The organism is Streptomyces sp. NPDC001663, assembly GCF_042893105.1.
Lineage (GTDB): Bacteria > Actinomycetota > Actinomycetes > Streptomycetales > Streptomycetaceae > Streptomyces.
Map to the genome: position 1 here is coordinate 152,703 of NZ_JBIAUR010000019.1, position 24,042 is coordinate 176,744.

A 24,042-nucleotide genomic window follows, 5' to 3' on the forward strand; every position below is an offset into this window, starting at 1 on the left:
GCCGATGACTGTTGTCTCCCGCGGCGCCCGTGCCGTCTTCCTGCTCGGAGCCGCCGCCTTCTTCGGACTGCCCCTGCTCTGGCTGCTCCTCGCACCCACCCGCACCGCCGACGACCTGACCACCGGCTCCCCGCTCGGCTTCGGCGCGCTCGGCAACGTCGGCGACGCCTGGTCGCACCTGATGTCGTACAACGACGGAGAGATCACCGTGTGGATCGGCAACTCCGTGATCTACGCGGGCGCCAGTGTCGTTCTGGCCCTGCTCCTGTGCGTCCCCGCGGGCTACGTCCTCGCCAAGCACGACTTCGCGGGCCGCCGCGCCCTGCTCACCCTCTCGATCGTCACGATGATCCTGCCCCCGGCCGCGCTCGTCCTGCCCCTCTACCTGGAGATGTCGGCGGTCGACCTCACCGGCACGGTCTGGGCGGTCATCCTGCCGCTGTCCTTCTACCCGTTCGGCGTGTACCTCGCCTTCCTCCACTTCCAGGCCAACCTCCCCGACAGCCTCCTGGACGCCGGACGCGTCGACGGCGCGAGCGAGTTGAGGCTCTTCTGGTCGGTCGCGGTGCCCCTGGCCCGCCCGGCGATCGCACTCATCGCCTTCTTCGGCTTCGTACGCTGCTGGACCGACTTCTTCCTCCCCTTCGTCATGCTCTCCGACGACCGCACCTTCACCCTCCAACTCGGCCTGATGTCCCTCCTCCAGTCCACCGGCGCGGTCAACAACTCCAGCGGCTTCGCCGACCTCGACATCCACCAGCCGGAAGCCGCACTCGCCGGTCTGGTGGCCTGCGCACCACTGCTCGTCGGCTTCGTGCTGGCACAGCGCTTCCTGCGGACGGGCCTGCTGGCCGGGGCGGAGAAGGGCTGATGAGGGATCAACTGCAGCAGGAACTACGGCAGTTGGTGGCGCCGGTCGTGCCGCACTTCAGCGCGGGACGGGCGCGGGTACGGCTCGGCGTCAACACCGCCATCCACGACGACACCGCCGCCGAACTGGAGTCCTTCGCCCGCCCGTTGTGGGGCCTGGCCCCGCTCGCCGCGGGCAAGGGAGAGGTCCCGCACGCGGACCTCTGGGTGCGCGGACTGGCCTCCGGCAGCGACCCCGACCACCCCGAGTACTGGGGCGAGCCAGGCGACCGTGACCAGCGGATCGTCGAGATGGCCGCGATCGGCTTCGCCCTCGCCCTGGCGCCCGAGGCGTTCTGGGACCCGCTCACCGGCCGCGAACGCGACCGACTGGCCCGCTGGCTGCTGAGCGCCCTGCCTCGCGAGACACCCGACAACAACTGGCACTTCTTCCCGGTGCTGATCGGCCTCGGTCTCCACCGGGTCGGCGTGCCGTACGACCGCTCGACGATCCGCACTCGGCTGGAACGCCTCGAGTCCTTCTGGCTCGGCGACGGCTGGTACTCCGACGGACCGACCGAACGCCGCGACTACTACGTGCCGTGGGCGATGCACTTCTACGGCCTGCTGTACGCCCAACTTGCCGCGGACGGCGACCGGTTCCGCGCACGCGCGGCCCGTTTCGCGCACGACTTCCGGCACTGGTTCGCCGACGACGGGGCCGCCGTCCCGTACGGCCGCAGCCTCACCTACCGCTGGGCGCAGGCGGCTTTCTGGGGCGCGCTGCCCTTCGCAGGGGTGGACGAGCTGCCGTGGGGCGAGGTCAAGGGCCATCTCCTACGGCATCTGCGGTGGTGGCAGGGGCGCCCGGTGACCGGCCCCGACGCACTGCTGTCGATCGGGTACGGCTATCCGCAGCCCGCGCTCGCCGAGCAGTACAACGCGCCGGGCTCGCCGTACTGGTCCCTGAAGGCGTTCCTGCCGCTGGCGCTGCCCGCCGACCACCCCTTCTGGACCGCCCCGGAGGAGCCGGCCCCCGAACTGCCGGCCGTCAGCGCCCAGCCGCACCCGGGCGCGATCCTGATGCGCACCGGCGGCGACGTGACGCTGCTGGCCGGGCGCCAACACCACCCCTGGGTGCGGCAAGGCGCCGCGAAATACGCCAAGTTCGCGTACTCCTCGCGCTTCGGCTTCAGCCTGCCGAACGGGACGCTCGGCCTGGAGCAGGGCGCGTACGACTCGATGCTCGCCCTCAGCGACGACGGCGGCGTGCACTACCGCGTTCGCGAGGAGCCCATCGCGCCGCAGATCACGGCCGAGACGGTGCGCAGCACTTGGCGGCCGTGGCCCGACGTGGAGATCACCACCTGGCTGACCGCCGCGCCTCCATGGCACGTGCGCAGGCACCGAATCCGGACCGCGCGTGCGCTGCACGCGGCTGAGGGCGCCTTCGCGGTCGATCGCGACGCGGGCGTCGACCGTGTCGCAGGCACCGGCCATGCCCGTGTCTGTGCACCTGCGGGCTGCTCCGGCATTCGGGACCTCGACGGTGTGCGCGAGGGCGCGATCATCGACTGCCTCCCCGGCACGAACGTTCTCGCCCGCCGCACCGCGCTCCCCATGCTGACCGGTCAACTCCCGCCCGGGGAGCACTGGTTGAGCTGCGCGGTGCTGGGCGCCGCCGACGGACCCGAAGCCGAGGCGGCCTGGCGGCAACCCCCTACGACTGGAGACGGTTCATGAGACCGAGACACCTGTCCGTACTGACCGCCGTCACTGCGCTGCTGGCCCTTCCGGTCCAGGCGGAGGCGGCGGACCCAGGCGGCCGTACCTACCAGGTCGCTCCCTGGGGCAGCGACCATGCCCACGGCACCCGGTCGAACCCCCTGCGCACCATCCGCGCCTGCCTCTCCCGCGTCCACCCCGGCGACACCTGCCTCATCCACCGCGGCACCTACCGCGAGCAGGTGACCCCGCCCTCCGGCACGAAGGACGCTGCGATCACCCTCGCTGCGTACGGCGACGGCCCGGTGACCGTCGACGGCACCGAGCAGGTGACCGGCTGGAAGGACGCCGGCGACGGGCTGGTCGCCGCCGACACGAACCTGCCGCTCGACCCCGACTTCAACGCGGTGTTTCTGGACAACGGCCGTGCGGTGGAGGGCCGTTGGCCCAACTCCGGCTCCGATCCGCTGAACACCACCTGGGCCGAGGCCGACGCCACCTCCACCGACCAGCACATCGACGACCCCGACCTGCCCGACGCCGACTGGACCGGCGCCACCGTGCATCTGTGGGCGGGCTCCAACCCCTGGGCCCAGCAGACCGGCACGGTCACCGCGACCTCGCCCGGCAAGCTGGACTTCAAGGGCGGCAACTACCGCTGCCCGCCGCTGTGCATGGGCAACCAGAACTACCGCAACTACTACCTCGTGGGCTCGAAGGCCGCCCTCGACCAGCCGGGGGAGTGGTACTACGACAAGTCCGCGCACCGGCTCTACATGGTCCCGCCCAAGGGCGGCATGACCGGACACACGGTGACCGCCAAGCACCGCCTGTGGGGTGTGGACCTGAGCAACAGCTCGTACGTCACCGTACGCGGCCTCGACCTGTGGGCCACCTCGCTGCGAACGGGCAAGTCAAGTACGGGAGTTGTGGTCGACGGCGTGCACGCCACGTACATCTCCGAGTTCTCGACCCTCCCCATGCCGCCGGACAGCGACCTCGCCATCCCGCCCTTCGAGGGGCACATCGTCGCCTCCCGCATCCTCGATTCCGGTGTGCAGATCCTCGGCACCGGCAACACCCTGAAGAACAGCGAGATCTCACAGTCCGCGGGCGACGGCGTCCTGGTGCGCGGCGACAGCAACACGATCACCAACAACTACATCCACGACGTCGACTGGATGGGCAGCTACACCCCCGGCATCGAGATCAACGGCAACGACCACACAGTCACGCACAACACCGTCCGCCGCACGGGACGCGCCTCCATCGACACGGCCTGGCAGCTCAACGGCACCGAGTTCCACGGCAACCGCATCGCCTACAACGACCTGTCGGAGGCCATGCGCACCTCCCGCGACGGCTCACCCTTCTACGTCTGCTGCAGCCTGGACGGCTCCGGCACCTCCATCGACCACAACACCTCGCACGACGCCGACGGTCAGGTCGGCTTCTACGTCGACAACTACTCGGGCCACTTCCTCCTGCACCACAACGTCGCCTGGAACACCGGCAGTCGAGGCACCTTCTTCAACGGCCACACCGGCCCGAGCATCGCCAACCAGGACCACAACTCCAGCTACGGCATGGGCATCAACGGCAACTCGGTGCTGCTGAGCGGCGCAACGGACGCCTCCGGCTCGTACATCAGCAACATCGTCGGCCCGAAGCCGGTCAGCGCCAGCCAGACCGGTGACCCGCTGCCGGTGGTCCGCTCCAACTTGATCAGCGACCAGCCCGGTTACACCGACGCCGTCAACGGCGAGCTGTGGCTCACGAGCACGTCACCCGCCATCGACGCGGGCGAGACGATCGACGGGGTCACCACTCAGGTCCGGGGCTCGGCTCCCGACATCGGCGCCTACGAGTACGGCGAGCCCATCTGGTCGACCGGGTGCAACCTGCCCGGCTGCGTGCAGCGCGTCCGGCACGGCGCCTGGAATGCGACCGCGAGCGACGGCACGGACGCCTCCGCCGCCGTCGACGGCGACATCAACACCCGCTGGACGGCCGCGGCCGTCCAGGCCCCCGGCCAGTCGCTGACCGTGGACCTGGGCGAGACGAAGACCTTCGACCGGCTTTCCCTGGACGCCGGGCGCGACACCAGCGGACAGCCGTACGGCTTCTCGGTCTCCGCCAGCCGCGACGGCACGCACTGGAGCGGGACTCTCGCCCGGGTCTCCGGCCGGTCCTTCACCCAGGACGCGGTCTTCCCGACACAGACGGCCCGGTATGTCCGGATCACCCTCACCGCGAGCGGTCCCGTGCCCTGGGTGATCAACGACCTGCGCCTGTACAGCGACGGGCCCGACGCCTCCAGCACGCTCCAGGCCGAGCAGGCCACGGCCGTGCGCGGGACCGAGCGCGGCACGGCGGCCACCGGCGTGCTGGGCTCCGGCGACCGGATCGGTTACCGGCAGGCGAGCGTGAGCGGCGACCGGCTCACCGTGCGCCTCGCCTCCACCTGCACCGCCGGCTGCACACTCCAACTCCGGCTCGACACCCCGCAGGGCCCGGTCGCCGGAACTCTGCCCGTGCGGGACACCGGCTCCGCCGACACCTGGCAGGAGCAGTCGGTCACCCTGTCCCGCCGGCTCACCGGTGTCCACACCCTCTACCTCGTCGCGAAGGGAGGTCCCGAGGTCGCCCGCGTGGACTGGCTGACCATCCGCCCGTGACGGCGGGCCGCAAGGCTCTACGTCAGTGCCGGACGACCCCGGGAGCGACATCCTCGCTCCGCTCCACGACCGTGCCGACGCGCCGCGGCTTTGCCTGCTTGCCGCAGAACGCCGACTCCAGCGTGCCCAGCATCGTGTTGAGTACCGCACCGTTGTTGGAGGTGTTGGCGAGCGCGGCGAGGCTGCGCCGGCCGTCCTTCGTGGCGAACGCGTACGAGTAGTAGCCCTGGACGGCGCCCGTGTGCCCGTACACCGAGATCCCGCACGACAGATCGCGGCGCCGCAGCCCCAGGCCGTACGCCTGCGTGCTGTTGACCGGCAGCATGCGCTCCATCTGCGCCAGCTGCGCGGCCGACATCAGCCGGCCGCCGAGCAGCGCGGAGAGGAAGGTGTTCAGATCCTGCGTGTTGGAGATGATCGCGCCCGCGCTCTGCGCCCAGGACACCGTCTGGTCGGTGGCGTCGACCAGCTCGGCGCCCGGCTGGTCCGGTGTGAGGTAGCCCTTGGCATGGCGGCCGGGGATCGTCGAGTCGGGGTGCAGGTAGAAGGTGTCGCGCAGTTTCAGCGGCTTGAAGATGCGGTTTTCGTACTCGGTCCGCACGGAGTGGCCGGTCAGCCGCTCGATGAGCATGCCGGCGACGACGAAGTTGGTGTTGGAGTACGCGTACGCGGCGCCGGGTGCGCCCGTCCGCTTGTGCCGCAGCGCACGGTCGACCAGCTGACGGTAGGTGAAGACCTTGCTGCGGACCGCCTCGAAGCCGGGGACCGTTTTCGCGAACATCTCGTCGGTGTAGTCGTACAGGCCGCTGCGGTGGCCCAGCACCTGCCGAACCGTGATGTCGCGGTCGGGGAGCAGCCCCGGCAGATAGCGGTCGACCGAGGAGTCGAGGTCGAGCTTCTTCTCGTCGGCCAACTGCATCAGCACCACGGCCGAGAAGGTCTTGGTGATGCTCCCGATGCGGAACCGGTCGTCGTTGCCGAGACCCCGTTCGTCCTTGCGGTCGGCGAGGCCCACGGCGATCGAGTCGATCGTGCCGTTGTCGTCGATCTGCGCCATGGCGCCGGGCGCGCCCTGTGCGAGCGCGGTGTCCAGGACGCCGCGCAGTCCGGCCAGATCGGGTTTCGGAGGCGCGGCGGCCGGGGCTGCCTGAGCGGGGACCGCGAGCAGGCAGAGCACGACCGTGCCGAGGAGCGTTCCCTTGCCCAGGGGCGATGCGAGATGGGTCACATTCATGCGAGGCAACCTTCTTCCGTCCCGTCACATCTCCACAACCGACACACAGTTGGTGATCCGGTGATCACTGAGCGGTGCGGATTTGCAAAGTATTGCCATGTATCGCACTGAAAGCGATGATTTAGTCTTTACATGGACATGACTCGTCCGAAAGGGTTTCGCCCTGGGGCCCGACCAGCCCCCATGGCGCTCAACGGCGCCATGCATCAAGGCGGTTGGTGATCCCGGCCGCCTTGCAAGGAAGGAACCCTCATCAGTGCGTAGACCGCACATACGCAGCGTGGCGGTCGCCGTCGCTGTGACGACGGCCGCCACGGGCCTTGCGGGCACCGCCTTCGGGAGCCCCGACACGGGGACGGGCCAGGCTGCCTCCGCCGGCGAGGCCTCGGCCGCGTCTGTGGTGAAGGCCGCCAGCTCGGCCGCCTTCGCCCACGCCTCGGCAACCGGCGTCTCCCACGGCGACGAACTGCAGGCCACGGACGTCATGATCGACCCGGAGGGCGCGCGGCACGTCCGCTTCACCCGCACCCACCAGGGCATGCAGGTGCTCGGCGGCGACCTCGTCGTCCACCTCACCAAGCAGCTGGCGTACGCCGGTGTCACCCGGGCCGCCGAGCACACCGTCAAGCCCGCCCTGGCCACCTCCGCCAAGCTGTCGGCCGCGCAGGCCGAGCAGAAGGCGGCGAGCGTCGCCAAGGGCGACGCCGGCAGCGCCGAACTCGTCGTCGACGCCCGCGAGGGCGCCTCCGCCCTGGCCTACCAGGTGCAGGTCAGCGACAGCGGCACGACCGAGGGCGGCTCCCGGACGGTCGTCGTCGACGCCCTCACCGGCAAGGTCCGCAGCAACACGCCCGACAGCGACGAGTTCCTCTCGCCCAAGGTGCTGGACGCCCTGCGCGAGCGCGGCGAGACGGCCGACCCCGCCACCGGCATCGGCTCGCAGGCTGCCGGACTGGCGGCGCCCCGCTCGGCTGCCGCCGTCCGCTACCCGGTGACGGCCAACGGCACGGGCAAGTCGCTCTTCGTCGGCCAGGTCGCGCTGAAGACCACCCAGACGGCCCGCACCAGCTTCCTGCTGAAGGACCCGACCCGCTACGGCACCGAGACCCGGGACGCCAGGGGTTCGGAGACCGAGAGCTTCGCCCGCGGCAAGAAGATCACCACCACCAACAACATCTTCGGCAACGGCGCGACTTCGAGCCGCAACAGCGCCGCGGCCGATGCCCAGTACGGCGTCACCAAGACCCTGGACTTCTACAAGAAGACCTTCGGTCGCAAGGGCATCGCGAACAACAGCAAGGCCGCCAAGGCCATGGTCCACTGGGGCAACAAGGTCGCCAACGCGTTCTGGGACCCCACCTGCGGCTGCATGCTCTACGGCGACGGCGACGGCGACATGTTCAAGAAGCCGCTCGTCGTCCTCGACGTCACCGGCCACGAGCTGACCCACGGCGTCGTCGACGCCACCGCCAAGCTCGAGCCGACCCGCGTCGACGCGGACGGCAACCAGTACGGCGAGCCGGGCTCGCTGAACGAGTCCCTCGCGGACATCTTCGGCTCGAACGTCGAGTTCTTCACCAACAACGTGAAGGACAAGCCGGACTACCTGATCGGCGAGAAGCTGGGCCTGGACCAGAAGTTCCTGCGCCGCCTCGACCACCCGTCCCTCGACAAGCTCGAGGGCACGATCGACTACTGGGCGCCCCAGACGTACGACACCGAGGTGCACGCCGGCTCCGGCGTCTCCTCGCACGCGTACTACCTGCTCGCCGAGGGCAGCGGCCAGAAGACGATCGGCGGCGTCAAGTACGACTCGCCGACCTACGACGGCTCGACCGTCAAGGGCATCGGCCGCACCAAGGCCACGGCGATCTTCTACCGGGCGCTGACCCGCTACATGGTCTCCTCGACCGACTTCCACGACGCGCGCATCGCGACGCTGAAGGCGGCCAAGGACCTCTACGGCGCGAGCAGCGTGGAGTACAAGACGGTGGACAAGGCCTGGGCCGCCGTCAATGTGACCGTCGCCAACACGCCGGCCGCCCGGCACTGACGGCACACCGGTCCGTCACACCCACTGCCTCTCCACCTCGTCGGACACACTGAACTCGGCGTCGCAGGAGGGGCAGTGGGCCCTGCCGAAGACGTAGGTCAGAGCGAGTGCCACCTCGCCCTGGCCCGCTTCGACGGCCTCCCGGTGCAGGCGCGCTCCGATCCCCGTGAGCCGTTCCGGGGGCGTCGGTATCAACGCCCCCCGGGTGTCCGGGTCCTTGGCACTCGATCCCACGTAGTCACCCGCCGAAGCGAACGTGCCGTACGAGCCGAATGCCACGTAGAGGCTGTCCTCGCACTCGGGGCATTCGAGGTCGTACTCCTCTCTGGTCACGCCCTCCAGCGCCTCCGCCCATGTGCCGGCTCCCTCGAAGGCGAGAACCGCCATCTGCAGGTAGACGAAGTCCCGCCGACCCGGGGCGGTGAGCAGCCCGCGCGCCACCACCAGCAGTTCGCCGATCTCCCATGCGTGCTGCTCGCGCCGTGTGTCGTCAGGGTCCGCCGTGATCAGTCCGGCCATGAGCACCGCCTGTATCGGCTCGCCCGGCGCCCTGCCCAGCGCGATGTCCGCGAGCACCGGCATCGCCGCCCAGCTCGCCTCGTACACCGACCCCTGATGGCACAGCGCGGACCACAACTCCGACCAGACCTTGTCGTCCTCCGGGCCGCCGAGCTGCGCGAACAGCCCAGGGATGTCCTCGGCGCTCCCGTAGGCGTGGGTCAGCTCGGCCCAATTGATCGTCGTCATACGGCGATTGTGCCGCCCGGCACTGACAGCCGGGTCACAGGCGAATCCTGCTTCTTTTATTGACGACGGAAAAGAAGCCCTCTAGGTTTCCGGCCATGCGCCCGACCCCTCGTGTCGAGACGTTCCCGGCGAACACGCCGGCCGCCTCGCAGATCTTCACCACGGTCCTGTCCCAGGGGCCCCTCACCCGGCTGGAGGTGGCCCGGCGGGCGGGGCTGTCACCGGCCGCCGTCACCAAGGCGGTCCGGCCCCTGATCGAGGCCGGATACCTGGTGGAGGACACCGCCGAGGAGGCCCGCGCGGCCCTCGGCCGGCCCGCCAACCCGGTTCGTGTCGACGGCGGACGGGCGCTGTTCGTCGGCGTCAAGGTGACCGCCGACGAGATCATCGGCGTCCTCACCGACCTGTGCTGCGAGATCCGCGCCGCCCGTCATGTGCCGCTCGCCGACCGAGACCCCAAACCGGTCCTCGCCGCGATCGCGGACCTCGTGGGCGAACTCCTCGCCGAGGCAGGGCAGTTGGGCGTCGGCGTGCACGGCCTCGGCATCGCCGTCTCCGGAGACGTCGACCGCGCCGAAGGGGCCGTACGCTACTCGCCGTTCCTGGAGTGGCGCGACGTGCCGTTGGCCGAACTCGCCGCCATGACCACGGGGTTGCCGGTCACCGTCGACAACGACGTCCGGGCCCTGACCGTCGCCGAGCAGTGGTTCGGGGCCGGCGTGGGCCTGTCCGACTTCGCCGTGGTGACCGTCGGCGCGGGCATCGGCTGCGGCCTCGTGGTGCACGGGCGGGTGGTCGCCGGAGCACACGGGGTGGCCGGCGAGATCGGCCACGTCACCGTCGACCCGGCGGGCCCGCCCTGCCACTGCGGCAACCGCGGTTGCGTGGAGGCGATCGCGGGGGAGGCGGCCATCGTCCGGCAGATCCGCGAGGCCACGGGAACCCGAGTCGCCGACGCCACCGAGGCTTTGGACCTCGCCCATCGCGCAGTCACCGGCGCGCGCGAGGTGTACGCGCGGGCGGGCGAGGCCATCGGCCGCGGCATCGCCACCGTCGCCAACCTCCTCGGCCCCGAACGAGTGATCATCTCCGGCGAGGGCCTGGCCGCCTACGACCTGTTCGCCGAGCAGATCCGCGACACCTTCACCGCGGCCGCCTTCGGCTCCGCCGCCCACTGCGACGTACAGACCCGCCCGCTGCCCTTCGAGGAGTGGGCCCGCGGGGCCGCCGCCACCGCGATCCAGTCCTTCATCACCCCCGACGACCCGCACCCGAGCCGCTGAACCAACTCCCCCTGGAGGTACGACCCATGCGGTCATCCTCGTACTCCGTCATGCCCGCGCGCGCCCTCAGAGCCGTGGTGGTCCTGGCCCTCGCCGCAGGCGCCGTCACGGTCGCCCCCGCGGCCCACGCCGAGACCACCGACGCTGCCGCCGTCGCGGCCAAGCCCTATATGGGCTGGTCGAGTTGGAGCATGCAGTCGTCGAAGTACCCCGGCCTCAACCCGGACGGCGACTACAGCTACCTCACCGAGGCCAACGTCAACAAGCAGACCGACGCCCTGGCCGCCAAGCTCAAGAAGTTCGGCTACGAGTACGTCAACATCGACGCCGGCTGGTGGCGCGACAACAGCTGGAAGCCCGAGTACGACCAGTACGGCCGCCAGAAGGCCGACCCGAAGCGCTTCCCCAGCGGCATGAAGTCCGTCGCCGACCGCATCCATGCCAAGGGCCTCAAGGCCGGCATCTACCTCCCCGTGGGCCTCGAGAAGGAGGCGTACGGCGACGGCAAGACCTCGATCTGGAACGCCGACGGCTGCACCACCGCCGACATCGTCTACACCGATCTGCGCACCACCAACGGCTGGGACAGCTCGTACAAGCTCGACTTCTCCCGTCCCTGCACCCAGAAGTACATAGATTCGCAGGCCCAGTTGATCGCCGGCTGGGGCTACGACTTCCTCAAGCTCGACGGCGTGGGTCCCGGCTCCGGGAAGAGCGGCGACCAGTACGACAACGTTGCCGACGTGGCCGCCTGGAACAAGGCGATCGCCGCCACCGGCCGTCCGATCCATCTCGAACTGTCCTGGTCCCTGGACATCGGGCACGCCGCCGACTGGAAGAAGTACTCGCAGGGCTGGCGCATCGACACCGACGTCGAGTGCTACTGCAACACGCTCGTCAGCTGGGAGAACTCCGTCGATGACCGCTGGGACGACGCCCCCGGCTGGACGAAGCACGCAGGTCCCGGCGGCTGGAACGACCTCGACTCCCTCGACGTCGGCAACGGCGAGATGGACGGCTTGACGAAGGCCGAGCGGCAGAGCTACGCCACTCTCTGGGCCATCGCCAAGTCCCCCCTCTATACCGGCGACGACCTCACCCGCCTCGACTCCTACGGCCTCTCCCTCCTGACCAACAAGGAGGTCATCGCGGTCGACCAGGGCGCCGCACCGCCCGCACGCCCGATCACCCCCTCCGACCCGCAGCAGGTGTGGGCAGCGAAGAACCCCGACGGCAGCTACACCGTCGCTCTCTTCAACCTCGAGGACTCACCGGCCGCCGTCACCGCCCGCTGGGCCTCGCTCGGCTTCACCGGCAAGGCCGCCGTCCGTGACCTGTGGAACCACGAGAACCTCGGCACCTACAAGGACAAGGTCACCCAGGCGCTGCCCGCCCACGGCTCCCGCCTGTTCACCGTCACCCCGCACGGCAGCACCCTCGCCTTCACCGGATACGAGGCCGAGTCCAGCAGCAACACTCTCGCCGGCAACGCGTACGTCGCCGACTGCTCCGCCTGCTCCGGCGGCAAGAAGGTCGGCAACCTCTACCTCGGCGGCAAGCTCACCTTCAACGACATCACCGTCGACAAGGCCGGCACCTACCTGGTGAAGATCGCCTACGTCAGCGGCGACGCCCGCTCGGTCGCCGTCTCCGCCAACGGCGGCGGCGCCACCAGCCACAAGTTCCCGTCCACCGGCGACTGGGGAACGGCCGAAACGGTCGGGGTCCCGTTGACCCTCAAGGCCGGCTCCAACACGATCACCTTCGACAGCGGCAACAGCTACGCGCCGGACATCGACCGGATCGACGTACCGAAGTCGTCCTGAACGACCCACCAGGAGCCGCCATGAGCACCGATCCGTCCTCCATGCTGCCCAGACGCAACCTGCTGGCCCTCGCCACGGCCACCGGAGCCGACCTGGCCACCCTCCCCGCCTTCACCGCTTCGGCCGCACCGCAGCGGCCCGGCAACTCCGCCTCGTACCAAAGCAGTTCACCCGACACGCTGTGGTGGCAGGCCCCCGCCGACGACAACTCCATGATCGAACAGGGCCTGCCCGTCGGCAACGGCCGCCTCGGCGCCCTCGCGAGCAACGACCCCGGCCGCGAGCTCCTCCTCCTCACCGACGCCACGATGTGGACCGGCGGCCTCAACGACACCCTCGACGTCAACGGCCAATTCCCCTACGGCCGCGACGACTTCGGCTCCTTCACCCTGCTGGGCCGGCTCACCGTCGACATCCCCGACCACGACCTGGGCGCGGTCTCCGGCTACCGGCGCACCCTCGACCTCGAGCAGGGCGTGGTGACCACGTCGTACGTCCGCTCCGGTGTGACGTACCGGAGGCAGATCTTCGCCAGCCGCCCCGACGACGTGATCGTCCTGCACTTCACACAGAGCGGGGGAGGACGCTACACGGGCACGGTCACGCTGGAGGGGACGCACGGCGAGGGTGCCGGCGTCTCGTTCGGTGCAGCCTTCCCCAACGGTCTGGAGTACGGGGCCGGAGTCACCGCCTACGGCACCGGAGGCCGCGTCACCGTCAGTGGCACGCACATCGCCTTCTCCGGCTGCAGGGACCTCACCGTGGTGGTGAGCGGCGGCACCAACTACGCGCCGGACGCGGCCAAGGGTTATCGCGACCCGTCGCTCGACCCACAGCGGCTGGCCCGCACGAAGGTCCGCGACGCCGCCGCTCACCCGGCCGACACGCTGCTGCGCACCCATGTCGCCGACCACCGCGCCCTGTTCGGGAAGTTCTCCCTCGCGCTCGGTACGTCCTCAGCCGATCAGCGGTCGATGGACACGTGGGAGCGGGTCAAGGCCCGGGCGCGGGACGGTGTCCCCGACCCCGAACTCGAGGCCGCCTACGTGCAGTTCGGGCGGTACCTGATGATCGCCGGGTCACGCGGCAGCCTGCCGCTGGGCCTCCAGGGACTGTGGCTCGACGGCAACGACCCCGCCTGGATGGGCGACTACCACACCGACATCAACATCCAGATGAACTACTGGGCGGCCGACCGAGTGGGCCTGTCCCCGTGCTTCGACGCGCTCACCGACTACTGCGTCGCCCAGGTCCCGTCCTGGACCGACCTGACCCACCGCCTCTTCAACGACTCCCGCAACCGCTACCGCAACTCCAACGGCAGGAACGCCGGTTGGACCGTGGCCATCTCCACCAACCCCTACGGCGGAGGCGGCTGGTGGTGGCACCCCGCGGGCAACGCCTGGCTGTGCAACACCCTCTGGGAACACTACGAGTTCACCCGCTCGCGCTCCCACCTGGAGAAGATCTACCCCCTGCTCAAGGGTGCCTGCGAGTTCTGGGAGGCACGACTGCTCACCACGACGCTCCCGGGCAGCTCGCGCGAGGTCCTGATCGCCGACAGCGACTGGTCGCCGGAGCACGGCCCCCTCGACGCCAAGGGGATCACCTACGCCCAGGAGCTGGTGTGGGCGCTGTTCGGCAACTACTGCACCGCCGCGGCGGAACTGAAGCGGGACGGCGGTTACGCGGACACCGTCTCGGGTCTGCGCAAGCGTCTGTATCTTCCAGAGGTGAGTCCGAAGACCGGCTGGCTGGAGGAGTGGATGTCCCCGGACAACCTCGGCGAGACCACCCATCGGCACCTGTCGCCTCTGGTCGGCCTCTTCCCCGGCGACCGCATCCGCCCCGACGGCTCCACCCCGGCCGACATCGTGGCCGGTGCCACCGCCCTGCTCACCGCGCGCGGCATGGAAAGCTTCGGCTGGGCCAACGCCTGGCGCAGCCTGTGCTGGGCCCGCCTCAAGAACGCCGACAAGGCCTACCAGTTGATCGTCAACAACCTCCGCCCGTCGACCGACGGCGGCAACGGCACCGCCCCCAACCTCTTCGACATCTACGAACTCGGTCCGGGCAACGGTGTCTTCCAGATCGACGCCAACTTCGGCACCCCGGCGGCCGTGATCGAGATGCTCCTGTACTCCCGCCCGGGACACCTGGAACTCCTCCCGGCGCTCCCCGACGCCTGGGCGAAGTCGGGCTCCGTGAAGGGCATCGGCGCCCGCGGCGGCTTCGTCGTCGACCTCGACTGGAAGGACGGCAGACCGACCGAGGCCCGCATCCGCAGCGTCGGTGGCCGCACGACGACGGTGACGTACGGCGGCCGTTCGCGCACCGTGACCGTCCAGCCCGGCGGATCCGTCACGCTCAAGGACCTCGCGCGGTGAGGGCCCGGTTCGCGCGCGCCGCCCGCCTGGCTGCTCTCCTGCTGCTGGCCGGCGGTGCCCAGGCCGCGCCCGTACAGGCGTCCGACGGCCCGCACGAGTTCGCCGTGCTCGGCGCACCCGCGGACCCGCGCTCCGTCGTCACCTGGGGCGCGAGCGCCGACCGCATGGGCGACGGAGTCGCCGACCGCGGCTACCGGCTGGTCGTGCACACCAGCACCGGCGGCACCGATCTGCGAATCCGGCTCTCCAACGCCTTCGGGGACCGGCCCGTGACCTTCGACGACGTCCACGCCGGCATCCGGCGGACCGGCGCCGAACTGGTCCGCGGCAGCAACCATGCCCTGACCTTCGAAGGCGCCCGCTCCGTCACCGTCCCCGCCGGAGCCGTCGTCGTCAGCGACCCGCTGCCCGTCAGACTGCCCGCCGCCACCGACCTGGTCGTCAGCATCCACTCGCCCGACGCGGCGGGCCCGGCCACCGGCCACTGGATGGCCATGCAGACGTCCTACACGACCCAGGGCGATCACACCGCCGAGGAGAGCGCCGCCAACTGGACGGAGACCACCGGCTCCTGGTCCTACCTGGACTCCGTCTCCGTACGACCGCCCGCGGGCACCGGAGCCGTCGTAGCCTTCGGCGACTCCATCACCGACGGCTGGCAGTCCACCACGGACCTCGACCGCCGCTGGCCCGACTACCTCTCCCGCCGCCTGCAGACCGCCCGCACCCACATCAAGGGCGTCGCCAACGAGGGGATCTCCGGCAACAAGGTCCTGGCAGACGGCGCCGGCCAGAGCGCCCTGAACCGACTGCAGCGCGATGTCCTCTCGCAGCCAGGCGTGCGCACCGTCTTCCTCTTCGAGGGCGTCAACGACCTCAAGGCCCACACCGGCGTCACCGCCCAGGACCTGATCGCCGGCTACCGCGAGATCGCCGACCGGGTCCACGCGGCGGGCAAGTGCGTCGTCGTCGCCACCGTCGCCCCCTTCAAGGGCTGGTCCGAATGGGACCCGGCGGCCGAGGCCGTGCGTCAGGACGTCAATGAATTCATCCGTACCAGCGGAGACTTCGACGCGGTCACCGACTTCGACCACATCCTGCGCAACCCCTACGACCCCGAGCGCATTTTCCCCTTCTTCGACGGCGGCGACCATCTGCACCCGAACGACAAGGGGATGCAGGCCATGGCCGACGCCGTCGACCTCCCGAGCCTCGACTGCACGGGACGGGGGTGAGGCTCGCGCTGGTCAACCGGCCGTCGGCTCGGGCGCGATGAGACCCTCCCGGTAGGCGATCGCCACCGCCTCCGTACGGCTCGAAGCGCCCAGCTTGGCAAGGATGTTGGAGACGTGGACGCTCGCCGTCTTGCCGGTGATGAACAGCTCCTCGCCGATCTGCCGGTTGCTGCGCCCGCGGGCGAGCAGCCGCAGCACGTCCTGCTCGCGGGCGGTCAACGGCGAGGTGCGCTCTCCGGCGGGAGAGGCGTCGGTGAGGCGACCCCGGCGTATCAGACCGTCGAGCCGCTCAAGCAGGGGCACGGCGCCGAGTTGCTCGGTAACCGCTCTGGCCTCGCGGGCCTGCACGGCCGCCTCCTCGCGCCGCTCGGCCACCAACAGGGCCTCGGCGAACCGCACTTGGCAGCGCACCCGCTCGTACACGTCGCCGTACTCGAACGCGGTCACCGCCTTCTCCCAGGCCGCCGCGTCCGGTCCCGACACCGCCCGCAGCCACTCCGCCTCGGCGCGCGCCAGCCAGGCGAAGCCCTCGGGGCCCTGCGGCGCGCCGTCCTCGCCGTGCAGGGCCGATTCCCGGGCCAGCTCGACGAGTTCGTCCGCGGTGTCCTTCCACCGGTGCGACTCCTCACCGGTCAGCCGCAGTTCCACGGCCGCGTCGGCGACCGCGGTCAGCGCCAGCGCGGCGAGCCGGACCGTGGCGTCCGGGCGGGTGCCTGAGCCGTCGCCGAGTGCGTCGACCGTGGCCTGCAGCCGCTCCACGGCAGCCTTCGGATCGCGCCGCAGCACGGCGGCCTCGGTCAGCGCGATGCCCGCGACCAGCGTGGCCATCCAGTCGAAGTGCCCCTCGAGCAGGAGCCCGGCCCGGTCGGCCGCCGTCAGGTCGCCGCGGGCCAGCGCCACATACAGTGCGGGTCCCGACGCGTACCCGCCCGCCGCGGGCAGCACCTCGGCGTCCGCCACCGCGGCCCGCAGGCACTCGTCCCAGCGGCCCAGCGTGTACAGCGCCAGCAGATGCAGATAGCGCATCTCCAGCGGATACGGCGATGACAGCAGCCCCGTCCGGCGGGCGCGGTCCAGCCCCTCGGTGACCCAGGGCAGACAGCCGTCGAGGTCGCCGGACTCGAAGCAGCCGATGGCGAGGTTGAACAGGGCACGCATCTCCACCGGCGCGTTCCCCGCCTGCCGGGCCAGCTCCCGGGCCTTCTTCAGCCGCTCCTGGCCCTCGCGCGTACGGCGGCCGCCGCCCTCCAGGATCGCCAGCGAGACCAGCAGGTCGGCCTGCGCGTCCGTCACACCCAGCTCTTCGGCGACATGCAGGGCCTGGCGGGCCACCCGCACCGCCGTCTCGTTCTCCCCGACCTGGCGGGCCGCAAGGACGTGGACCGCCGCCGCCCACACCCACGTCCGGGAAGGCGGTTCGGCGGGGATCATGGCGAGCGCCTCGCTGCTGTAGGCGAATGCGGCCGTCAGGCTGTCGACGTCCAGGAGATTCCCGGCCAGCGTGTACCGGACCCGGACGGCGAGCTCCGAGTCGGCGTCCCGGCCGATGCTCGCGAGCGCGGACCGGGTCAGCGACACGGCGCGGTGCGAGGCTCCGGCGCGCGCGGCGGCCGCCGAGGCGCGCAGCGTGAGCGGCACCCGGTCGACGCCCTCGCCGGAGGGTCGGGCCGCCGGGTCCACCGACGCCCACAGGTCGAGCGCGGTCTCCAGGTGCCGCAGCTCCTCGGCGGGCGCGCCCACGCGCTGGGCGTGGTCAGCGGCCTCCAGGGACGCGGTGAGCGCCTGGGACAGGTCGTGGCTCTCGCGGTAGTGGTGGGCGCGCTCCGCCGCGCGGCCGTGCCCGGCGAGCAGCCGGGCGAACGAGCCGTGCAACCGGGCTCGTTCGCCGGGCAGCAGGTCCGCGTAGACCGCCTCCCGGGCCAGGGCGTGCCGGAACGCGTACGTGTCCCCGTCGCCGGGGACCAGCAGCTGGCGGCCGATCGCCTCGCGCAGCGCCGACTCCAGATCGTCCTCGGGCAGCCTGACCGCCTCGCGCAGCACGTCGTGCTCCACGCGCCGCCCGGCGACGGCGGCCGTGCGCAGCACCTGCTGAGCGGTGTCGGAGAGCTGCTCGAAGCGGATGAGGAGGACGTCGGCCAGACCGCTGGGCAGTCCGCCGGCCTCGCTGTCGGTGGCGGCGAGGAGCTCCTCCGCGTAGAAGGCGTTGCCCTCGGCGCGCTGGACGATCCCGCGGACCGTGGCCTCCGGCAGCGGACGGTCCTGCAGCGTGCGTACCAGCCGGATCACCTCGGCGTCGGCCATGGGCCGCAGCTCCAGCCGCTCGACCGCAGGCAGCCGCACCAGCTCGGCCAGCAGCGGGCGCAGCGGATGGCGACGGTGCAGATCGTCCGCGCGATACGAGGCGAACACCGCCAGCCGATGCGTCGGCGCCCCGCCCGCGGGCCGCTGCAGGACACCCCGGCTGAGCAGGAACCGCAGCAGATCCCGGGAGGACTGGTCGGCCCAGTGCAGATCCTCCAGCACCAGCAGCAGCGGAGCGATCTCCGACAGATCCGCCAGCAGCCCCGCCATCCCCTCGAACAGCCGCAGCCGCCCACCCACGTCCCGCTCGGCGTCCGTGCCCGCGCCCAGCAGTCGGTCGACCACCGGATGCGCGCCCAGGACCTCCGCGAACCGCTCGTCGGCCGCCAGCACACCCAGCACCTCGGTGAACGGCAGATACGGCAATCCGACGTCACCGAGATCCACACAGTGACCGGTGAGGACCGTCATCCCTTCCCGGACGGCCCGCCCCGCGACCTCGTCCAGCACTCGCGTCTTGCCCACCCCGGCGTCCCCGGCGAGCAACACGGCCCGAGCCTCCCCACCGCGGGCACGCTCGAGCATCGCGGCGAGGTGGGCTACCTCGTCCTCCCGGCCGATCAGCGGCGTGGTGAATACGGTCTGCGACACGATTCCATCCTGGCACGCACCACTGACAGCGCCTCTGCATTAAGGGGTGACTGAACCGCCCTCAAGGGGCGCGGGGCTGTATCGATATGCGGCTCCGCCGCGCGGGCGCGACCAGCCACAGGCAGCTCGCACTCGCCGCCGGACAGAACTCCCGAGCTCTCAGGCGCTCAGGACCTCAACACCCGCGCCCAATCCTCTGGCACCCGCCCCGCAGGCCCCGGCGCAGGCTGATCCGCAGGATGACTCACCGGCGGCGCAAGCTCGGGCCCCGACTCGTACAACTGCGAACTCTCGAAGTCCCAGAACCACCCCTCACCCGGCTCAAAACTACGAATCACGGGGTGACCGGTGGCCCGGAAATGCGCGGTGGCGTGCTTCGCGGGCGAGTCGTCGCAGCACCCCACATGCCCGCACTGCGCACAGCGCCGCAGATGGAACCACCAGCCACCCACCGCATCACACTCGACGCACCCGGTACCGCTGGGCGGAACGCTGGGGTCGATTCCGTCGGCGCTGCTCATACGGCCTCCTCCTCGGCTGCGTCCTCGGCCACCGCGGTGAGCGGCAGCAGGACCTGGAAACGGGTGTCCCCGGGCTCGGACTCCACCTGCAGGGTCCCGTGGTGCTTGTTGACGACGATCCGCCAGGAGATGTCCAGACCCAGCCCCGTGCCCTCGCCGACCGGCTTGGTGGTGAAGAACGGGTCGAAGATGCGGCCCCGGATCTCCTTCGGCACACCGGGCCCCGTGTCGCGGAACTCCACCAGCAGCCGGTCGTTCTCGAGCGCCGTCCGCACGGTCAAGGTGCCTTCCCCGCCTGCACTGTTCATGGCGGCGACCGCGTTGTCGATCAGGTTCGTCCACACCTGGTTGAGCTCCGCCGGGTAGGCGGGGATCTTCGGGAGGGTGCGGTCGTAGTCCTTGACCACGTCGATCCGCGAGCCGATCTTGGCCGACAGCATCAGCAGCGTGCTGTCGAGGAGTTCGTGGACGTCGGCGTCCTGGTAGGGGGCGCGGTCGAGCTGCGAGTACTGCTTGGCGGCGTCGACGAGGTGCGAGATGCGTTCGGTGGAGTCGTTGATCTCGTCCATCAACAGTTCGGTCTCGACGGTGTAGTTGAGCCAGCCGATCGCGTTCGGCAGGATGTCCTCGTCCACGGCGGCCGCGATCTGGTCCAGCCAGTCCACGTCCAGGCCGGCCTGCACGAAGGTGGGCGCGATCCGCCAGCCCTCCTGGATGTCGTGGTCGTCGAGCCAGTCGGTGAGGGCGTCCTCCCGGTCGGATGCCTCCAGCGGGCTCAACGTGGGCGCTTTGGCGACGCGTTCGGCGGTGCGTTCCTGGATGTCGATGAGGTTCGCCATCACCTCGGGGGCGTAGTTGCCCTGTGCGATGATGGCGAGCTTGTGCCGCATCTTGCCCACCCGCTCCCGCAAGGTCGCGGTGGCCCGTACGGCCGCCGCCGCAGGGTTGTTGAGCTCGTGCGTGAGCCCGGCGGACAACGAGCCGAGCGCCAGCAGCCGTTCGCGTTGCCCGATGGCCCGCTGGGTGTTCTTCGTACCGAAGAACAGTCCCTCCAGCAGGTGGACCGCCATCGGGAACCACTCCTGCATGATGTTCGCGAACGAGTCGGCGGGCAGCACGAAGAACCGGGTCGGCTCCGTGACGCGCATCGAGCCGTTGTAGACCTGCCGCACCCGGTCCCCGAGGTAGCCCTGCATGGCCCCCGCATACACCCCGCGCTGCGAGGTCCGGGACACCTCCACGTCGTCGCCGCCGACCCGGCGGGACAGCACGACGGTGCCCTCGATCATCACGTAGAAGCAGGTGGCGGGATCGCCCTCGGTGTACACGGGCCCGGGCTCGAACCGCTCCACCCGGCCCTCGCTGCACAGCCGCCCGAGCTGCTCGGGCGTCAGCTTCTCGAACAGGAACAGTGAACCGATCTCCTGCGCGCTGCAGGGCAGCGCCTGCCCGCTCACGACTGCTCCAGATACCGGTGGACGAGCATCACGGCCATGGCTCCCTCTCCGACGGCGGACGCGACACGCTTGGCGGACTCCGCGCGCGCGTCGCCCGCCACGAACACGCCGGGAATGTTGGTCTCCAGGTGGTACGGCGGCCGGTCCAGCTCCCAGTCCGCCGGCGGCCGCCCGTCGGCCGTCAGGTCGGGTCCGGCCAGGATGAACCCGTGCTCGTCGCGCAGCACCGCGTCGCCCAGCCAGTCGGTCAGCGGGGCCGCGCCGATGAACACGAACATCCACTGCGCGTCGACGAGTTCGGTCTCACCGGTGTCCACGTCGCGCAGGGTGAGCTGCTCCAGGTGGTCGGTCCCGTGGGCGGTCTCGACGACGGTACGCGCGCGTACCGAGATGTTCGGCGCCTCGTTGATCTGCTGGATCAGGTAGTACGACATCGACGCCGACAGGTCCGCCCCGCGCACCAGCAGCGTCACCGACTTGGCGCCCCGGGACAGGTACATCGCCGCCTGCCCGGCCGAGTTGGCGCCGCCGACGATGTACACGTCCTGCCCCTGGCAGGAGGCCGCCTCGGTCAGCGCCGATCCGTAGTACACCCCGCAGCCGGTCAGGTCGTTGCAACCGGGCGCGTCGAGCTGCCGGTACGACACGCCGGTCGCCAGGATCACGCTGTGCGCGGCCACCGCGGACCCGTCGGAGAACCGCACGGTCCGCGCGGCCCCGTTGACCTCCAGGCCCGTCACCTCGCGCGCGGTGAGGATCTCGGCGCCGAACTTCGCCGCCTGCCGCCGCGCCCGGTCGGTCAGCTGCGCCCCGGACACACCGTCCGGGAAGCCCAGGTAGTTCTCGATCCGCGAGCTCTGTCCGGCCTGCCCGCCGGTCGCCGAACGCTCCACGAGCACCGTCCGCAGACCCTCCGACGCTCCGTACACCGCGGACCCGAGTCCGGCGGGTCCGCCGCCGATGACGACGAGGTCGTAGAAGTCCGCCGCCGGTGTCGTCGCCAGGCCCACCCGGGCGGCCAGCTCGGGCGCCTCGGGCTCGACCAGGGCCGTGCCGTCCGGGGTGATCACGATCGGCAGCCGCTGCCCGTCCTGATCGGCCGCCGCCAGCAGCCGCTTCCCCTCGGGTTCCTCCGCCGAGTACCAGCGGTAGGGCACCTGGTTGCGGGCCAGGAACTCCCGTACGTCCGAGGAACGCGCCGACCAGCGGTGCCCGACCACCTTGGTGCTGGGCACCGGCCGGAAGTCGCTGCACCGCCAGGCCTCCAGCAGGTCGTCCAGGACGGGGTAGAGCTTCTCCTCGGGCGGATCCCACGGCTTGAGCAGATAGTGGTCGAGGTCGACGACGTTGATCGCGTCGATCGCCGCGTTCGTGTCCGCGTACGCGGTCAGCAGCACCCGTCGCGCGCCCGGGTACACGTCCAGGGCCTGTTCCAGGAACTCGATGCCGTTCATCTGCGGCATGCGGTAGTCGGCCAGGATCACCGCCACGAGATCGCCGCGCAGCTTGAGCTCGCGCAGCGCCTCCAGCGCGGACTCGCCGGACTCCGCGCGCACGATCCGGTGCGACTCGCCGTAGCGGCGCCGCAGGTCGCGGGCGACGGCTCGGGACACTCCCGGGTCGTCGTCCACGGTCATGATGACGGTCCGCGCTGCGTCGGACGCCTGTGCCATACGTCTCCCACCCCGACTGGTCGGATCGGCGGCACGGCGAGCCCTGTCGCAAGAGGCGGTCACCGCGCCGGCTCCCGCCCATCGTATGTTCGATCGTCCCGCTTCGCTCCGGTATGCAGCAGGCCGCCCCTCAGGGGCGCCGCGAGGACAGCACGCAGAACTCGTTCCCCTCGGGGTCGGCCAGGGTCACCCACGGCACGTCGTCGCCCTGCCCGACGTCCGCGTGCCGCGCGCCCAGCGCGAGGAGCCGGGCGACCTCCGCCTCCTGGTCGTCGGGGCGGAAGTCCAGGTGGAGACGGTTCTTGATCGTCTTGCCCTCGGGTACCGGTGCGAAGGTCATGCCCGGAAGGCGGTCCTTCGCCGGGCGGATCTCGTACTCCTCGCGGTCGTCGTTCACCACGACCCAGCCGAGCGCCTCGCTCCACCACTGTCCCAGTGCGACGGGGTCGGCCGCGTCCACGTTGACTTGCTCCCATTCCAAGGTCATGTCCGGAGGGTAGTGAAGACTGGGCCCGAGCGACGTGACCACGACACTGGGAGGCAGCCGCATGACCCGCCCGATCACCGCAGCAGTCGATGGAACCGACGAGAGTCTCGCCGCGCTTGACTGGGCGGCCAGGGAGGCGGTCCGCCGCGGACTCGCGTTGCGCGTGGTGCAGGCGTGGCGCTTCGAGCCGTACGAGGCCATCGACGCGGCGGACCCGGACACGCAGGCCGCGTGGGTGCGGGACGCGCTGGCCGAGGCGGTGCGCACGGTCACTGCGCGGCATTCGGGCCTCGACGTCACCACCGACGTCGTCGAGGGCGACACGGTCGACACCCTGGTCGCCGCCGCGGCGGACGCCGAGCTGCTGGTGCTGGGCTCACGCGGGCACGGACCCGTCGTCGGCTTCCTGCTCGGTTCCGTCGGCCAGCAGGTGATCGCCGAGGCCACCCGGCCGGTGGTGCTCGTGCGCGCCGGGGACCAGCCGACCGCCGAGGCGGCGGGCCGCGAGATCGTCGTCGGCCAGCAGGGCGAACCCGACGACAGCGCCGACACCCTGCGGTTCGCGTTCGAGACGGCCGCCGCCCGCGGTGCCGGCGTGCGGGCGGTACGGGCCTGGACACTGCCGCCGGTGTTCGCCTACAGCCCCGGCTCGATGCATCTGCTCGACGAGGCCGGCGGCCTGGAGCCGTTCGAGAGGAAGGCGCTGTCCGCCGCACTGCAGCCGTGGCGGGAGCGCTTCCCCGACGTACCCGTGGTGGAGCACGTGGAGATCGGCAGCGCGGGCCAGGTCCTGCTGTCGGTCGCCGCGCGGGCCCAGCTGATGGTCGTCGGCCGCCGCGCCCGCCGCACGGCCGTCGGCGCGCGCATCGGCTCCGTGGCGCACGGGGTCCTGCACCACGCACCCTGCCCGGTGGCCGTGGTCCCGCACGCCTGAG

Annotated in this window: 16 protein-coding genes; 9 read left to right on the forward strand and 7 right to left on the reverse strand. The window is 70.8% G+C overall.

Features of this window, described 5'->3' with window-relative positions; translation table 11 throughout:
• The first annotated feature begins 4 nt into the window (after positions 1-4).
• Genes ACFY1L_RS44975 through ACFY1L_RS44985 form a run of 3 tightly spaced genes read left to right on the forward strand, consistent with a single transcriptional unit; the run spans position 5 to position 5,252 of the window.
• Entirely contained in the window at positions 5-871 is an 867-nt protein-coding gene (locus ACFY1L_RS44975) for a carbohydrate ABC transporter permease (RefSeq protein ID WP_388838916.1), read from the forward strand.
• Positions 871-2,592 (forward strand): DUF2264 domain-containing protein, encoded by a 1,722-nt coding sequence (locus ACFY1L_RS44980; protein WP_388838919.1) that lies wholly within the window; start codon positions 871-873, stop codon positions 2,590-2,592. Before ACFY1L_RS44975 ends, ACFY1L_RS44980 begins: the two co-directional genes overlap by 1 nt.
• Positions 2,589-5,252, forward strand: a complete 2,664-nt coding sequence (locus ACFY1L_RS44985) for a discoidin domain-containing protein (RefSeq protein ID WP_388838922.1) — start codon at positions 2,589-2,591, stop codon at positions 5,250-5,252. Before ACFY1L_RS44980 ends, ACFY1L_RS44985 begins: the two co-directional genes overlap by 4 nt.
• A 22-nt stretch (positions 5,253-5,274) precedes the next feature.
• On the opposite strand, the gene ACFY1L_RS44990 is transcribed toward ACFY1L_RS44985, so the two are convergent.
• On the reverse strand, positions 5,275-6,486 hold the full coding sequence (locus ACFY1L_RS44990; RefSeq protein ID WP_388838925.1) for a serine hydrolase domain-containing protein: 1,212 nt from the start codon (positions 6,484-6,486) through the stop codon (positions 5,275-5,277).
• A gap of 256 nt (positions 6,487-6,742) precedes the next feature.
• On the opposite strand from ACFY1L_RS44990, the gene ACFY1L_RS44995 reads away from it, so the two are divergent.
• Positions 6,743-8,539 carry a M4 family metallopeptidase gene (locus ACFY1L_RS44995; RefSeq protein WP_388838928.1) on the forward strand — a complete coding sequence of 599 codons (1,797 nt, stop codon included), beginning with the start codon at positions 6,743-6,745 and terminating at the stop codon, positions 8,537-8,539.
• A 15-nt stretch (positions 8,540-8,554) separates the two neighbouring features.
• On the opposite strand, the gene ACFY1L_RS45000 is transcribed toward ACFY1L_RS44995, so the two are convergent.
• The gene (locus ACFY1L_RS45000) at positions 8,555-9,286 is read right to left on the reverse strand and encodes a hypothetical protein (protein WP_388838931.1); all 732 of its coding nucleotides are present in this window, start codon (positions 9,284-9,286) and stop codon (positions 8,555-8,557) included.
• 95 nt (positions 9,287-9,381) lie between these two features.
• Between ACFY1L_RS45000 and ACFY1L_RS45005 the strand changes: the two genes are divergently transcribed.
• Genes ACFY1L_RS45005 through ACFY1L_RS45020 form a run of 4 tightly spaced genes read left to right on the forward strand, consistent with a single transcriptional unit; the run spans position 9,382 to position 16,017 of the window.
• Positions 9,382-10,569 (forward strand): ROK family protein, encoded by a 1,188-nt coding sequence (locus ACFY1L_RS45005; protein WP_388838934.1) that lies wholly within the window; start codon positions 9,382-9,384, stop codon positions 10,567-10,569.
• A gap of 26 nt (positions 10,570-10,595) precedes the next feature.
• A complete protein-coding gene (locus tag ACFY1L_RS45010; protein WP_388838937.1) occupies positions 10,596-12,395 on the forward strand; it encodes an alpha-galactosidase D in 1,800 nt (599 codons plus the stop codon).
• 20 nt (positions 12,396-12,415) lie between these two features.
• Complete coding sequence (locus tag ACFY1L_RS45015) at positions 12,416-14,782, forward strand: glycoside hydrolase N-terminal domain-containing protein (protein WP_388838940.1); 2,367 nt, start codon at positions 12,416-12,418, stop codon at positions 14,780-14,782.
• Positions 14,779-16,017 carry an SGNH/GDSL hydrolase family protein gene (locus ACFY1L_RS45020; protein WP_388838943.1) on the forward strand — a complete coding sequence of 413 codons (1,239 nt, stop codon included), beginning with the start codon at positions 14,779-14,781 and terminating at the stop codon, positions 16,015-16,017. The genes ACFY1L_RS45015 and ACFY1L_RS45020 overlap by 4 nt, the downstream gene beginning before the upstream one ends.
• Before the next feature lie 12 nt (positions 16,018-16,029).
• Here ACFY1L_RS45020 and ACFY1L_RS45025 read toward each other — a convergent pair whose 3' ends face one another.
• The 5 genes from ACFY1L_RS45025 to ACFY1L_RS45045 form a co-directional block, all read right to left on the reverse strand.
• Positions 16,030-18,969, reverse strand: coding sequence for an AAA family ATPase (locus ACFY1L_RS45025; RefSeq protein ID WP_388838946.1), 2,940 nt, complete (start codon positions 18,967-18,969; stop codon positions 16,030-16,032).
• A gap of 167 nt (positions 18,970-19,136) precedes the next feature.
• A complete protein-coding gene (locus tag ACFY1L_RS45030; RefSeq protein WP_388838949.1) occupies positions 19,137-19,490 on the reverse strand; it encodes a UBP-type zinc finger domain-containing protein in 354 nt (117 codons plus the stop codon).
• Positions 19,487-20,947 carry an ATP-binding protein gene (locus tag ACFY1L_RS45035; RefSeq protein ID WP_388838952.1) on the reverse strand — a complete coding sequence of 487 codons (1,461 nt, stop codon included), beginning with the start codon at positions 20,945-20,947 and terminating at the stop codon, positions 19,487-19,489. The genes ACFY1L_RS45030 and ACFY1L_RS45035 overlap by 4 nt, the downstream gene beginning before the upstream one ends.
• Positions 20,944-22,620, reverse strand: a complete 1,677-nt coding sequence (locus ACFY1L_RS45040; RefSeq protein WP_388838955.1) for an FAD-dependent oxidoreductase — start codon at positions 22,618-22,620, stop codon at positions 20,944-20,946. The genes ACFY1L_RS45035 and ACFY1L_RS45040 overlap by 4 nt, the downstream gene beginning before the upstream one ends.
• A gap of 130 nt (positions 22,621-22,750) precedes the next feature.
• Positions 22,751-23,107, reverse strand: coding sequence for a VOC family protein (locus tag ACFY1L_RS45045; RefSeq protein ID WP_388838958.1), 357 nt, complete (start codon positions 23,105-23,107; stop codon positions 22,751-22,753).
• A 61-nt stretch (positions 23,108-23,168) separates the two neighbouring features.
• Here ACFY1L_RS45045 and ACFY1L_RS45050 point away from each other — a divergent pair, with 61 nt between their 5' ends.
• On the forward strand, positions 23,169-24,041 hold the full coding sequence (locus tag ACFY1L_RS45050; RefSeq protein WP_388838961.1) for a universal stress protein: 873 nt from the start codon (positions 23,169-23,171) through the stop codon (positions 24,039-24,041).
• Position 24,042 lies beyond the last annotated feature (1 nt).